Source organism: Burkholderia sp. E168m22, from assembly GCF_001319805.1.
In the GTDB taxonomy this organism is placed as follows: domain Bacteria; phylum Pseudomonadota; class Gammaproteobacteria; order Burkholderiales; family Burkholderiaceae; genus Burkholderia; species Burkholderia orbicola.
The window spans coordinates 136,249-149,979 of the sequence record NZ_BBSK01000022.1 but is presented as its reverse complement, the minus strand read 5'-3'; the positions used below and the strand labels follow the sequence as shown (position 1 = coordinate 149,979).

Below are 13,731 nucleotides of genomic sequence, written 5' to 3'. Positions count from 1 at the left end.
CTTCCTTCCGTTCAATTTTCCATTCGAACAAGGTTCATTGAATGATCACTCGCGCTGAATTGCTGGACATGCTTGCTTCGAACGCGCCGCAGGGTTTCGAGGCGCAAGCGCTGGGGCTGGTGCCGATCGTCGTCGAAACGAGCGGCCGCGGCGAGCGTTCGTACGATATCTATTCGCGTCTCCTGAAGGAGCGCCTGGTGTTCATGGTCGGCGAAGTGAACGACCAGACCGCCAACCTCGTGGTCGCGCAATTGCTGTTCCTCGAGAGCGAGAATCCCGACAAGGACATCAGCCTCTACATCAACAGCCCGGGCGGCTCGGTGTCGGCCGGGATGGCGATCTACGACACGATGCAGTTCATCAAGCCGGACGTGTCGACCCTGTGCATGGGCCTCGCGGCCAGCATGGGCGCGTTCCTGCTCGCGTCGGGTGCGAAGGGCAAGCGCTTCGCGCTGCCGAATTCGCGCGTGATGATTCACCAGCCGCTCGGCGGCGCGCGCGGCCAGGCATCCGACATCGAGATCCAGGCACGCGAGATCCTCTACCTGAAGGAACGGCTGAACAACCTGCTCGCGCAACACACGGGCCAGGACGTCGAACGCATCGCGCGCGACACCGACCGTGATAACTTCATGTCGAGCGAGGACGCGAAGGCGTACGGGCTGATCGACCAGGTGTTGTTGAAGCGCCCGTGAGTTTAAACGGGGTGCCGCCCCGATTCGGGCCGGCGCCCTCAAACGTCCCGAGTGCCCTGAGCATCTGCGGCAAGCGCATCCAGCCGGCTCCGGTCGCGCCCTAGGCGCGGCGTCCGGAGCAATCGGCGTATCATGTCATTTACCTGTCCGGAGGCTCTACATTCATGGCGGACAAAAAAGGTTCGAACAGCGAGAAGCTGTTGTATTGCTCGTTTTGCGGGAAAAGCCAGCATGAGGTGAAAAAACTCATCGCGGGCCCGTCGGTGTTCATCTGCGATGAATGTATCGACCTCTGCAACGAAATCATTCGCGACGAGGCGGCTGCCGCCGGCGTCGAGGCCAGCCTGTCCCGGTCGGATCTGCCGAGCCCGCAGGAAATTCGCGACATCCTCGATCAGTACGTGATCGGCCAGGAGCGCGCGAAGAAAATCCTCGCGGTGGCCGTGTACAACCACTACAAGCGCCTGAAGCATCTCGACAAGAAGGACGACGTCGAGCTGTCGAAGAGCAACATCCTGCTGATCGGCCCGACGGGCTCCGGCAAGACGCTGCTCGCGCAGACGCTCGCGCGGTTGCTCAACGTGCCGTTCGTGATCGCCGACGCGACGACGCTGACCGAAGCCGGCTACGTCGGCGAGGACGTCGAGAACATCATCCAGAAGCTGTTGCAGAACTGCAACTACGAGGTCGACAAGGCCCAGCGCGGGATCGTCTACATCGACGAAATCGACAAGATCAGCCGCAAGTCGGACAACCCGTCGATCACGCGCGACGTGTCGGGCGAGGGCGTCCAGCAGGCGCTGCTGAAGCTCGTCGAGGGCACGATGGCGTCGGTGCCGCCGCAGGGCGGCCGCAAGCACCCGAACCAGGATTTCATCCAGGTCGACACGACCAACATCCTGTTCATCTGCGGCGGCGCGTTCGACGGCCTCGAAAAGGTGATCACCGATCGTACCGAGAAGACCGGCATCGGTTTCGGCGCGACGGTCAAGAGCAAGCAGGAACGCGACGCGGGCGAGGTGCTGCGCGAAACGGAACCGGAAGACCTGATCAAATTCGGTCTGATCCCCGAATTGATCGGCCGTCTGCCGGTGGTCGCGACGCTCGGCAAGCTCGACGAAGCTGCGCTGATGAAGATCCTGGTCGAGCCGAAGAATGCGCTCGTCAAGCAGTATCACAAGCTGTTCGCGATGGAGCGCGTCGAGCTGGAGATCCGGCCGGGCGCGTTGCAGGCAGTCGCCCGCAAGGCGATCCGCCGCAAGACCGGCGCGCGCGGTTTGCGTTCGATCATCGAACAGGCATTGCTCGACGTGATGTACGAGCTGCCGACGATGAAAGGGGTCAGCAAGGTCATCATCGACGAGAACGTCATCGATGGGGACGGCAAGCCCTTGCTGATCTACGAGGACACGCCGAAGGTGGCGGGTTCGAACTGACCGGCTTGCCGACGATGTTCAGCGAAAAAGGCCGTTCATGAGTCCGTGGGCGGCTTTTTTTCGTTTATCTTGTGGGTAACTCTGACTCGACACGCGGTGGTTACTTTCTTACCGAATATTTCCCGCACTTGAAGGCTTGCAATTCGTTGTGGCGGCCTCAATTACCGAACAATTGATTCCACTCATGGGGAAATGAAATGTCAGGCACCCAACTTCTCCCGCCGGAACGCATCACGCTCCCGCTGCTGCCGCTGCGGGACGTCGTCGTTTTCCCGCACATGGTCATTCCGCTCTTCGTGGGCCGGCCGAAATCGATCAAGGCCCTCGAAGCAGCGATGGAAGGCGGCAAGCACATCATGCTCGTCGCCCAGAAAACCGCGGCCAAGGACGAACCGACCGAAAAGGACATGTACGAGGTCGGTTGTATCGCCAACATTCTGCAGATGCTGAAGCTGCCGGACGGCACCGTGAAGGTGCTCGTCGAGGGCCTGCAGCGCGCGAAGGCATTGTCCATCGAAGAACAGGAGACGCAGTTCTCCTGCGAAGTGATGCCGCTCGAGCCCGATCATGCGGATAGCGCCGAAACGGAAGCGCTGCGCCGTGCGATCGTGTCGCAGTTCGACCAGTACGTGAAGCTGAACAAGAAGATCCCGCCGGAAATTCTTACGTCGCTGTCGGGCATCGATGAAGCAGGCCGTCTCGCCGACATGATCGCCGAGCGCCTGCCGCTGAAGCTCGACCAGAAGCAGCACATCCTCGAGATGTTCCCGGTCATCGAGCGCCTCGAGCACCTGCTCGCGCAGCTCGAAGCCGAGATCGACATCCTGCAGGTCGAAAAGCGCATCCGCGGGCGCGTGAAGCGCCAGATGGAAAAGAGCCAGCGCGAGTACTACCTGAACGAACAGGTCAAGGCGATCCAGAAGGAACTGGGCGAAGGCGAGGAGGGTGCGGATCTCGAGGAACTCGAGAAGCGCATCAACGCCGCGCGCATGCCGAAGGAAGCCAAGAAGAAGGCCGACGCCGAGCTGAAGAAGCTGAAGCTGATGTCGCCGATGTCGGCGGAAGCGACCGTCGTGCGCAACTACATCGACACGCTGATCGGCCTGCCGTGGCGCAAGAAGAGCAAGGTCAACAACGACCTGTCGAACGCCGAGCAGGTGCTCGACGAGGATCACTTCGGCCTCGAGAAGGTCAAGGAACGGATCCTCGAGTATCTCGCGGTGCAACAGCGCGTGGACAAGGTCAAGGCGCCGATCCTGTGCCTCGTCGGGCCTCCGGGTGTCGGCAAGACCTCGCTCGGCCAGTCGATCGCCCGTGCGACGAACCGCAAGTTCGTCCGCATGGCGCTCGGCGGCGTGCGTGACGAAGCCGAGATCCGCGGTCACCGCCGTACGTACATCGGTTCGATGCCGGGCAAGATCCTGCAAAGCCTCGCGAAGGTCGGCGTGCGCAATCCGCTCTTCCTGCTCGACGAAGTCGACAAGATGGGCATGGATTTCCGCGGCGATCCGTCGTCGGCGCTGCTCGAAGTGCTCGATCCGGAACAGAACCACACGTTCGCCGACCACTACATCGAAGTCGACTTCGACCTGTCGGACGTGATGTTCGTCGCGACGTCGAACTCGCTGAACATCCCGCCGCCGCTGCTCGACCGGATGGAAGTGATCCGTCTGTCGGGCTACACGGAAGACGAGAAGGTCAGCATTGCCCAGCGTTACCTGCTGCCGAAGCAGAAGAAGAACAACGGGCTGAAGGACGGCGAGATCGAGGTCACCGAGCAGGCGATCCGCGACATCATCCGCTACTACACGCGCGAAGCCGGTGTGCGTTCGCTCGAGCGGGAAGTGTCGAAGATCTGCCGCAAGGTCGTGAAGATGCTGCTGTTGAAGAAGGCATCGGGCGCGATCAAGGTCGATGGCGAGAACCTCGACACGTTCCTCGGCGTGCGCAAGTACGACTTCGGCCTCGCGGCGAAGGAAAACCAGGTCGGTCAGGTGACGGGCCTCGCGTGGACGGAAGTCGGCGGCGACCTGCTGACGATCGAAGCCGCGGTGATGCCAGGCAAGGGCAACGTGATCCGTACGGGTTCGCTCGGCGACGTGATGAAGGAGTCGGTCGAGGCTGCGCGTTCGGTCGTGCGCTCGCGTTCGCGTCGTCTCGGCATCAAGGACGAAGCGTTCGAGAAGCAGGACATCCACATCCACGTGCCGGAAGGCGCGACGCCGAAGGACGGTCCGTCCGCCGGCGGTGCGATGACGACCGCGCTGGTGTCGGTGCTGACGGGTATTCCCGTGCGGGCCGACGTCGCGATGACGGGCGAAATCACGTTGCGTGGCGAAGTGCTGCCGATCGGCGGGCTGAAGGAAAAGCTGCTGGCTGCGCATCGCGGCGGCATCAAGCTCGTGCTGATTCCGGAAGAGAACGTGAAGGATCTCGCGGACATTCCGGACAACGTGAAGAACGCGATCGAGATCGTGCCGGTCCGCTGGATCGACAAGGTGCTGGAGCTCGCGCTCGAGCGTTCGCCGACGCCGCTGCCGCCGGAAGAAGAAGCGAAGGCTGCGGCGCCGGTCGGTGAGGCGGCGAAGGATGCCGGCTCGACGGAAGTCGTCAAGCACTGACCCTGAGCACCGTCGTTGCTGACGGTCGTTCACGAAACCCGCGGCGATGTCCGCGGGTTTTTTTTATGCGCAGCACAATCGTGCGAGCGCGTGGGTTAAAAAAATTCACGCGCAGGCTTGGCAAAATGATCGGGGATGAATTAAACTTGCGGGCTCGCTGATTGTTGATGCGCAAACGCAGATCGCAGTCAGAACGAATCGGAAACGGGTGCTTAGCTCAGCTGGTAGAGCGGCGCCCTTACAAGGCGTAGGTCGGGGGTTCGAACCCCTCAGCACCCACCAGTTTCCCGATTCAGCCAGACCAAGGAGCGGTAGTTCAGTCGGTTAGAATACCGGCCTGTCACGCCGGGGGTCGCGGGTTCGAGTCCCGTCCGCTCCGCCAAACAAACAACAATGCCCGCCTTGTGCGGGCATTGTTGTTTGTGCGTTCGGTTTGCGCCCGCTGCCGGGCGCGTAACTGCGGAGCGGAGGAAGCCGCCTGCTCGGCTTCCGGCGGGACGAGAAGGGCTGCGCTTGCAAGCGCAGCTGCGGCCTGCGGGAGGTAGGCGAGTCCCGTCCACTCCGCCAGAAAATGAAAAAGCCCGCCTTGTGCGGGCTTTTTCATTTGTATCGTCGTGATTCCACTCCGCGCTCGAGCACAGCATTGCCTGCGTTTTATCCCGTCCCACCCCGTATGTTGTAATATCGGTCGTTTTGTCCAATTTTCCCGTCACGCATGCTCGATTTCTTCCGTAATCACCAGCGCCTGATGATGGCGCTCCTGCTCCTGATCGTGTTGCCGGGGCTGGGTTTCGTCGGGATCCAAGGTTTCCGCGGTTTCTTCGACGACAGTGCGAACGTCGCGGCAGTCAACGGGCACAAGATCACGCGGGTCGAATTCGACGGCGCGTTCCGTCAACAGATCGATCAGGCGCGTCAGGCGCTCGGCGGGCAGTTCGACATCAAGATGTTCGACACGCCCGAGCATCGCAAGCAGGTGCTCGACGGGCTGATCCAGCAACGCGTGCTGGCCGACGAGACGCAACGTCTGCACCTGACGGCCTCCGACAACGCCGTGCGCGATGCGCTGATGAGCGACCCGATGATCGCGTCGCTGAAGAAGCCCGACGGCACGATCGACGTCGAACGCTATGCGCAGCTGCTGTCGTTCCAGGGGATGACGCCCGAGCAGTACCAGGAACGGGTGCGTTACAGCCTGTCGCTGCAGCAGATTCCGGCCAGCATCGTGTCGAGCGCGTTCACGCCGAAGAGCCTCGCGCAACGCCTGTCCGAACTCGCCGCGCAGCAGCGTGAAGTGCAGGCGCTCGTGCTGAAGACGAGCGACTTCGCAGCGAAGGTCCAGCCGACCGACGCGCAGCTCACCGCGTACTACGACGCGCACAAGCAGAGCTTCGCGACGCCGGAAACCGCGACGATCCAGTACCTCGTCTATTCGCCGGCCGCAGCGGCTGCGAGCGCGCAGCCGACCGAAGCGGACATCAAGAAGTTTTACGACGACAACCCGACGCACTTCCGTACCGAAGCGCAGGTGCGCGTGAGCCACATCTTCATTGCTGCGCCGGGCAGCGCCAGCGCGGCCGACAAGGCAGCAGCAAAGGCGAAGGCCGAGCAACTGCTCGCCGACGTGAAGGCGCATCCGGACCAGTTCGCGCAGATCGCGCAGAAGAGCTCGCAGGATGCGCCGTCGGCGGCGAAGGGCGGCGACCTCGGCTTCATCACGCGCGGCTCGACCGCGGGCGGCAAGGCATTCGACGACGCCGCGTTCTCGCTCAAGCAGGGCGACGTGAGCGGTATCGTGCAGTCGGATCTCGGTTTCCACATCCTGAAGGCGACCGAAGTGAAGCCGGCGGTCGTCAAGCCGTTCGCGGAAGTGAAGGACCAGATCGCGGTCGACCTGAAGCAGCAGTACGCATCGAAGGCGTTCTCGGACAACGCGGAAGGCTTCACGTCGACCGTCTACGAAAAGGCGAAGACGCTGCAGCCGGCCGCGGACAAGTACAAGCTGACGATCCAGACGGCCACCGTCACGCCGACGCCGAATCCGCAACTGCCGCCGACGAGCCCGTTGAACAATCCGAAGTTCCTGGCCGCCGTGTTCGCGAACGACGCGGTGAAGAACCAGAACAACACGCAGGCGATCGACGTCGGCAACAACACGCTGATCTCGGCGCGCGTGACCGAGCACAAGCCGGCTGCCGTGCCCGCGCTCGACGCGATCAAGGACGTCGTGCGCCAGAAGGTCATCGCCGAGCAGGCCGCGGAACTCGCGAAGAAGGACGGTGCGGCGAAGCTGGCCGAGCTGCAGAAGTCGAAGTCGACCGACGGGTTCGCGGCTGCGCAGAAGGTGTCGCGCACGCAATCGCAGGGCCTGACGCCGGCTGCGCTGAGCGCCGTCTACAAGGTCGATGCGAAGACGCTGCCTGCTTACGTCGGGGTCGACCTCGGCGCGGACGGTTATGCGATCTATCGCGTGAACGCGGTGATCCCGGGTTCGGCGGTCGATCCGCAGCAACTGGCGGCCGCGCAGCAGCAGATGGCGCAGGTCGACGCGCAAAGCGAAGGCGAAGCGTATCTCGCCGCGTTGCGCGATCGTTCGAAGGTCAAGCTGTACGGCAGCACGACGGCCAGCCAGCAGCAGGACGGCGACAACTAAGCCTCGTTTCGCCCGCAACCATCAAAAAGCCCCGCTCGAAGCGGGGCTTTTCGTTTTGCGACGCTCGGCTGCGGTCAGCCGCGCGGCTTGCCGAGCAACGGCTTCAGTGCCGGCCACACATTGTCGAGCAGGATGCCCTGCGCCTGCTGCGCGGGATGCATCTGGTCGGCCTGGAACAGCTCGGGCTTGTTCTCGATGCCGGCCAGCAGGAATGGCACGAGCGGCACGCCGAGGTCTTTCGACAGCCGCGTATAGACCGCGTGGAACTTCTGCGTGTAGTCGGGGCCGTAATTGGGTGGCACGTACATGCCGACCAGCACGACCTTCGCCCGCGCGCGCTGCGCGCTGGCGATGATGTCGCGCAGGTTCTGCTCGGTCGTCGCGAGCGGTACGCCGCGCAGCGCGTCGTTCGAGCCGAGTTCGACGACGACGATCGACGGCTTGAGCCGCTGCAGCACCGCGGGCAGCCGCGCACGGCCGCCGCTCGTGGTGTCGCCGCTGACGCTGGCGTTCGCGACGCTATAATCGATTCGCTCGGTCGTGAGCCGTTGCCGCAGTAACGCCACCCAGCCGGTGTCGCGCGGCAAGCCGTATTCGGCCGAGAGACTGTCGCCGAGGACGACGATCACGGGCGGGCCCGATGCCGGCGCCGTCGCGGCGCGTGCGGGCACGGTGACGGCCAGCAGGGTGCCCAGCAGCGCGGCGGCCGCCGCGCGTCTTTTCCAGCGAAATGTCGTGTCCATGTTCAAGATTACCGATCCGATCATCGAAGTCCATGACGTGTGCAAGCGGGTTGCCGATGCAACGGGCGAGCTGACGATCCTCGACGGCATCACGCTCGCCGTGCAGCCGGGCAGCAGCCTCGCGATCGTCGGCGCGTCGGGGTCGGGCAAATCGACGCTGCTTGGCCTGCTTGCAGGGTTGGACAGCGCGACGAGCGGCACGGTTCGCCTGCTCGGCCGCGCGCTCGACCAGCTCGACGAGGACGAACGCGCGGCGCTGCGCAACGGCGCGGTCGGCTTCGTGTTCCAGTCGTTCCAGCTGATGCCGCATCTGACGGCGCTCGAGAACGTGATGCTGCCGCTCGAACTGCAGGGCGGCATCAGCGCGCGCGATGCGGCCGACCGTGCGCGGGCGCTGCTCGTGCAGGTCGGTCTCGGCGAACGCACCGCGCATTATCCGAAGCTGCTGTCGGGCGGCGAACAGCAGCGTGTCGCGCTCGCCCGCGCGTTCGTCACGCGCCCGGCGATCCTGTTCGCCGACGAGCCGACCGGCAGTCTCGACGCGGCAACCGGCCACGCGGTCATCGACCTGATGTTCGAGCTGAACCGCACGCACGGCGCGACGCTCGTGCTCGTCACGCACGACGCGGAACTCGCGCGCCGCTGCGCAACGACGGTCACCATCGACGCGGGGCGCATCGTCGCGCCGCACGCGGCATCGCGCAACGCGTGAATGGTCGTGCCGGCCGCGCGGCGTCAATCGCACGGCCGGCACGGGCATGACGCCGTCGCGTCAGCGCGTCAACGCTTGAGTGCCGCGCGGGCGCGCTCGATCAGCGCCGTGGTCGACGAGTCGTGCTTCGCCGGATCGACCGATTCGGCCGACAGGTCGCCTTCGACCACCTTGCCGAGAATCTTGCCGAGCTCGACGCCCCACTGGTCGAACGGATTGATGTCCCACACCGTCGCCTGCACGAGCACCTTGTGCTCGTAAAGCGCGATCAACGCGCCGAGCGTGCGCGGTGTCAGCGCATCGACGAGCAGCGTCGTGGTCGGGCGGTTGCCGGGGAACGTCAGGTGCGGCGCGAGCGCTTCCTTGCCGGGCCCGGCGACCTTGCGCGCTTCCTCGAGCGTGCGGCCGAGCATCAGCGCTTCGCTCTGCGCGAAGCAGTTCGCGAGCAGCTTCGGATGATGGCCCGCGAGCGGATGTTCGGGCGTCAGCACCGCGATGAAGTCGATCGGCACGATCGTCGGCCCCTGGTGCAGCATCTGGAAGAACGCATGCTGGCCGTTGGTGCCCGGCTCACCCCACGTGACGGCCGACGTCGGGTAGTCGACGAAGGTGCCGTCGAGGCGCGCGGATTTGCCGTTGCTCTCCATTTCGAGCTGCTGCAGGTAAGACGGCAGGTAGTGCAGCGCTTCCGAATACGGCGCGACGAGATAGCTCTGCGAGCCGAAGAAATTCCGGTACCAGATGCCGATCAGGCCGAGCAGCACCGGGAGGTTGCGCTCGAGCGGCGCTTCGCGGAAGTGGCGGTCCATGTCGTTCGCGCCGGCCAGCAGTTCGTCGAACTGTTCGGGGCCGATCGCGATCATGATCGACAGGCCGACCGCCGACCACAGCGAATAGCGGCCGCCGACCCAGTCCCACATTTCGAACACGTTGTCCGCGGCGATGCCGAACTTCACGACTTCGGCCGGGTTCGCCGACACGCCGACGAAGTGCTTCGCGAGCGCATCCTCGGGGCAGCCGCGCGCGACGAACCAGTCGCGCAGCGAGCGTGCGTTCGTCATCGTCTCGAGCGTCGTGAAGGTCTTCGACACGATGATCGCGAGCGTTTCCTCGGGATCGACCTGTTCGAGCACGCGCGCGAGATCGGCGCCGTCGACGTTCGACACGAAGTGCGTCGAGATCTCGGGCGTCGCGACGTGGTGCAGCGCATGCACGACCATCTTCGGGCCGAGATCGGAGCCGCCGATGCCGATGTTGATCACGTGGCGAATGCGCTTGCCCGTATAGCCCGTCCACGTGCCGCTGCGCACGGCGCGCGCGAACGTCGCCATCTTCGCGCGCTCGGCGCTCACCTGCGCATGGAACGGCGCTTGCGGGTCGGTCGCGCGCAGCGCGGTGTGCAGCGCGGCGCGGCCTTCGGTCGGGTTGACGATCTCGCCCGCGAACATCGCGTCGCGGCGCGCCTCGACGCCGGCGTCGCGCGCGAGCTGCACGAGCAGGCGCAGCGTTTCGTCGTCGATGCGATTCTTCGAGAAATCGGCCGCGAGACCGCCGCCCGGAATCGTGAAGCGTTCGGCGCGGGTCGGCGCGCGATCGTTTTCCGGCGCGAACCAGTCGCGCAGCCGCGCGTGGCGGATCTGTTCGAAGTGGGATTGAAGGGCAGTCCAGGCGGGGAGCGATTTCAGCGTCATGGCGGTTCGAGTGAAGCGTGAATCGGGAGGAATGCCGCGCCGGCTCATCGGGATCGGAAAGCCGGCGGACGAGAAGGCCCGCCGTGCGGCGGGGCAGTCAGTATAGCGGCGTTACGTGTCGGCGCGCGGCGACGGGTAAAAAAGGCGATTGATCAGCGTGCGTACCATCGGCGCGAGCTCGCCGGCGGTGAGCCCGGCCGGGCCGGTGCCGTTCGCGGTCAGCGTGTCGGCCGCGAGACCGTGCAGGTAGACGCCGGCCAGCGCGGCTTCGTACGGCGCGACCCGCTGCGCGAGCAGCGCGCCGATCAGGCCGCCGAGCACGTCGCCGGTGCCGCCCGTGGCGAGCGCCGCGTTGCCGGTCGGGTTGATCGTCACGCGGCCGTCGGGCGCCGCAATCACCGTGCCCGAGCCTTTCAGTACGACGATGGCCGCGTAACGTGCGGCGAGCGCTTGTGCGGCGGCGACGCGATCGCGCTGCACCGAGGCCGTGTCGCCGCCGAGCAGGCGCGCGGCTTCGAGCGGATGCGGCGTCAGCACGCACGGATTGCCGCGCGCGCCGCGCGTGGCGACGGCGGCCGCGAGGTCCGCGTGCGTCGCGACGAGGTTCAGCGCGTCGGCGTCGAGCAGCGTCGCGATGTCGTGCGCGAGTACGTCGCGCACCAGCGTCGCCGCGGCTTCGCGTGTGCCGAGCCCGCAACCGGCCGCGATCGCGGTCATCGCGCCGAGGTCGAGCGTGTCGGCCGGATGCAGCATCAGTTCGGGGAAGGGCGGATCGTACGGCGGCGCGCCTGCGCCGAGGAAGCCGACGTGCACCTTGCCGGCGCCCGCGAACAGCGCGGCGCGGGCGGCGAGGATCGGCGCGCCGCACATGCCGGTATCGCCGCCGAGCACCGCGAGGCTGCCGTACGTGCCCTTGTGGGACGCGAAGGCGCGCACGGGCAGCGCCGCGGCGAACCGCGCGGGCGCATTCAGCACGATGGCCGGCGCGGCGGGTGGCGTGACGTCGAGCGACGCGACGTGGATCTCGCCGGCGAGATCGCGGCCATCGCCCGTGTAGAGGCCGGGCTTCGCGCCGATGAAGGTGAGCGTGTGGGTGGCCGCGACGGCGACGCCCGCGCCGACGATCCGGCCCGTGTCGCTGTCGAGCCCGCTCGGCACGTCGAGCGCCAGCACGCGGCCGCCGCCGCGCGCATGGGCGGCGATGCGTGCGGCCTGCTCGGCGAACGCGCCGTCGAGCGCGCGGCCGAGACCGATGCCGAACAGCCCGTCGACGACCCACGCGTAACCATCCAGCGACGCGGGCGGGGTAGCCGACAGCGGCACGCCGGCCGAGCGCGCGAGACCGAGCGCCCATTGCGCGTCGTCCGGCTTGACCGGTACCGGCATCCACGCATGCGTCGCGACGCCGAGTTGCTGGAGCTGCGCGGCGGCGACCAGTGCGTCGCCGCCGTTGTTGCCGGGGCCGACCGCGAACCAGACGGGGCGATCGTCGCCGGCGACGCGCTCGGACAGCCAGCGCGCGGCGGCGGCGGCGGCGCGGCCCATCAGCGTGTGCGGCGGCAGCGCGGCGGTTGCGTCGGCTTCGGTCGCGCGCAGGTCGGCGACGCGCAAGAGCGCGATCGGATCGGAATCGGGAAGCGGGTGGGTAACGGTCATCGCGGGATCGTGGCGGCTGGCAAGGATGCCGCCACGAGTCGGCCCCGCGGCGGTCAGGTCGTGAAGCGGCCGGCGCTCAGCGCGGCGAGCGTGTCGGCGGGCCAGTGCTGGACGTTGCCGCCCAGATAGTCGGTCACCACTTTAGCAGACCCGCACGCGAGGCCCCAGCCGGCCGGGCCATGGCCGAAATTGACGAACACGCGTGGATGCGGGGTCGGACCCACGACGGGCAGGCCGTCCGGCGACAGCAGTTGCATGCCTTGCCACGACAGCGCGGCCGAAATCTTCGCGGCGCCGGGCACCCAGTCGTGGACGGCCTGGCCGAGCAGCGCGAGCGCGGCCTCGGACAGCGGCTCGGCGAGCGGCTTCGCGGTATCGGCGAGGCTCTGCAGCACGGCGCCGCCGCCGATACGCAACCGCTGGTGGGTACGCGTGATCGAGATGCGCTTGATCGCATCGACGACGCTCAGGTGCGGTGCGTGTTCTTCGTACGCGACCGGCGCGGTGAGCGTATGGGTGCGGACCGGATGCAGCGGCAAGCGCCAGCCGAGCCGTTCGAGCAGCGGGAGGCTGCCCGCGCCGGCGGCGACCACGATCGCGTCGGCGGACATCACGTCGACCTCGCGCGCCTTCGCCGTGTTCCGGTTGCCCGGCGGCACGAGCTCGACCGCCGCGCGGCCGTTGTCGATGCGGATCGCGGTGACGTCCGCGCCGAAGCGGAACTGCACGCCGTGCTCGTCGAGCGTCTGCTTGACCAGTTTCGCGAACAGCGGGCAGTTGCCGGTGCGCTCGGTTTCGAGCAGCACGCCGCCGGCAAAGCCGGGCTCCGCCGGCACCGACGGTTCGAGCGCCGCGCATTCGTCGGCGGTGAGCGTGCGGTACGGCTGGTCGAGCGTGCGCAGCAGGTCGAGCGCGGGCTGCAGCGCGTCCCAGTCGCGCGGATCGCGCACCACGTGCAGGATGCCGGGTTTCTGCTCGAATTCGAGCTCGAGGCGCGCCTCGATATCGGCGAGCGTGTCGCGCGACACGTCGATCAGCGGGCGCAGCCGCGCGTACTGCGCGGCGAACACGTCGGGCTCGCGCAGCGTGCCGAGCTGCTTGACGAAGCGGCGCACGCCGCCGTTGAAGCCCGGCTTGTAGACGATGCCGCTGTCGCGCGGCTGGCGCTGGCGCATGAACGTCGGGCCGAACCAGACGTCGAGCGGGCTCGGCAGCAGCGCGCCGCCGTCGCCGTAGGTCGCGCCTTGCGCGACGGTCGCGTGGCGTTCGACCACGCACACGCGATGGCCGGCCGCGCGCAGCTGGTAGGCGGTGGCGACGCCGCTGATTCCGCCGCCGATGACGATGACATCCATGGATTGCTTCGATGACGGGCGGCGCGCACGCCGCCCGGTGAGAATTCGCTGAGGGCCCGGGCCCGGTGAACCCGGAATGATAGCGCCAAAAGTGCGCGAGCCGGCGCCGGCCGAGCATGGGTCGTGCGGTTGCGCGACGGCGGCCGGCGTGCGACCCGCGCAGGCCGGT

At 66.5% G+C, this 13,731-nt stretch carries 9 protein-coding genes and 2 tRNA genes; 7 read left to right on the top strand and 4 right to left on the bottom strand.

Features of this window, described 5'->3' with window-relative positions; all coding sequences use genetic code 11:
• The first annotated feature begins 41 nt into the window (after positions 1-41).
• From clpP to AP428_RS07165, 6 genes are all read left to right on the top strand, one after another.
• Positions 42-695 (top strand): ATP-dependent Clp endopeptidase proteolytic subunit ClpP, encoded by a 654-nt coding sequence (gene clpP, locus AP428_RS07190; protein ID WP_006496351.1) that lies wholly within the window; start codon positions 42-44, stop codon positions 693-695.
• A gap of 164 nt (positions 696-859) precedes the next feature.
• A complete protein-coding gene (gene clpX / locus AP428_RS07185; protein ID WP_006489345.1) occupies positions 860-2,131 on the top strand; it encodes an ATP-dependent Clp protease ATP-binding subunit ClpX in 1,272 nt (423 codons plus the stop codon).
• A gap of 197 nt (positions 2,132-2,328) precedes the next feature.
• Positions 2,329-4,752 (top strand): endopeptidase La, encoded by a 2,424-nt coding sequence (gene lon, locus AP428_RS07180; protein ID WP_011549610.1) that lies wholly within the window; start codon positions 2,329-2,331, stop codon positions 4,750-4,752.
• A gap of 206 nt (positions 4,753-4,958) precedes the next feature.
• Positions 4,959-5,034, top strand: a tRNA-Val gene (locus AP428_RS07175).
• Between the two features lie 23 nt (positions 5,035-5,057).
• Positions 5,058-5,134, top strand: a tRNA-Asp gene (locus AP428_RS07170).
• A gap of 333 nt (positions 5,135-5,467) precedes the next feature.
• Positions 5,468-7,405: a SurA N-terminal domain-containing protein gene (locus AP428_RS07165; protein WP_053525024.1), complete on the top strand. Its 1,938-nt coding sequence runs from the start codon at positions 5,468-5,470 to the stop codon at positions 7,403-7,405.
• Between the two features lie 74 nt (positions 7,406-7,479).
• Here the strand turns inward: AP428_RS07165 and AP428_RS07160 are convergent, their stop codons facing one another.
• The gene (locus AP428_RS07160; protein ID WP_011694307.1) at positions 7,480-8,148 is read right to left on the bottom strand and encodes an arylesterase; all 669 of its coding nucleotides are present in this window, start codon (positions 8,146-8,148) and stop codon (positions 7,480-7,482) included.
• Here AP428_RS07160 and AP428_RS07155 point away from each other — a divergent pair.
• The gene (locus AP428_RS07155) at positions 8,147-8,860 is read left to right on the top strand and encodes an ABC transporter ATP-binding protein (RefSeq protein ID WP_011549613.1); all 714 of its coding nucleotides are present in this window, start codon (positions 8,147-8,149) and stop codon (positions 8,858-8,860) included. The genes AP428_RS07160 and AP428_RS07155 overlap by 2 nt on opposite strands.
• A gap of 68 nt (positions 8,861-8,928) precedes the next feature.
• On the opposite strand, the gene pgi is transcribed toward AP428_RS07155, so the two are convergent.
• The 3 genes from pgi to AP428_RS07140 form a co-directional block, all read right to left on the bottom strand.
• Entirely contained in the window at positions 8,929-10,551 is a 1,623-nt protein-coding gene (gene pgi / locus AP428_RS07150; RefSeq protein WP_041489543.1) for a glucose-6-phosphate isomerase, read from the bottom strand.
• A 111-nt stretch (positions 10,552-10,662) separates the two neighbouring features.
• On the bottom strand, positions 10,663-12,207 hold the full coding sequence (locus AP428_RS07145) for an NAD(P)H-hydrate dehydratase (protein WP_054927910.1): 1,545 nt from the start codon (positions 12,205-12,207) through the stop codon (positions 10,663-10,665).
• A 53-nt stretch (positions 12,208-12,260) separates the two neighbouring features.
• Complete coding sequence (locus AP428_RS07140) at positions 12,261-13,562, bottom strand: FAD-dependent oxidoreductase (RefSeq protein WP_011549616.1); 1,302 nt, start codon at positions 13,560-13,562, stop codon at positions 12,261-12,263.
• Between the last annotated feature and the right edge of the window lie 169 nt (positions 13,563-13,731).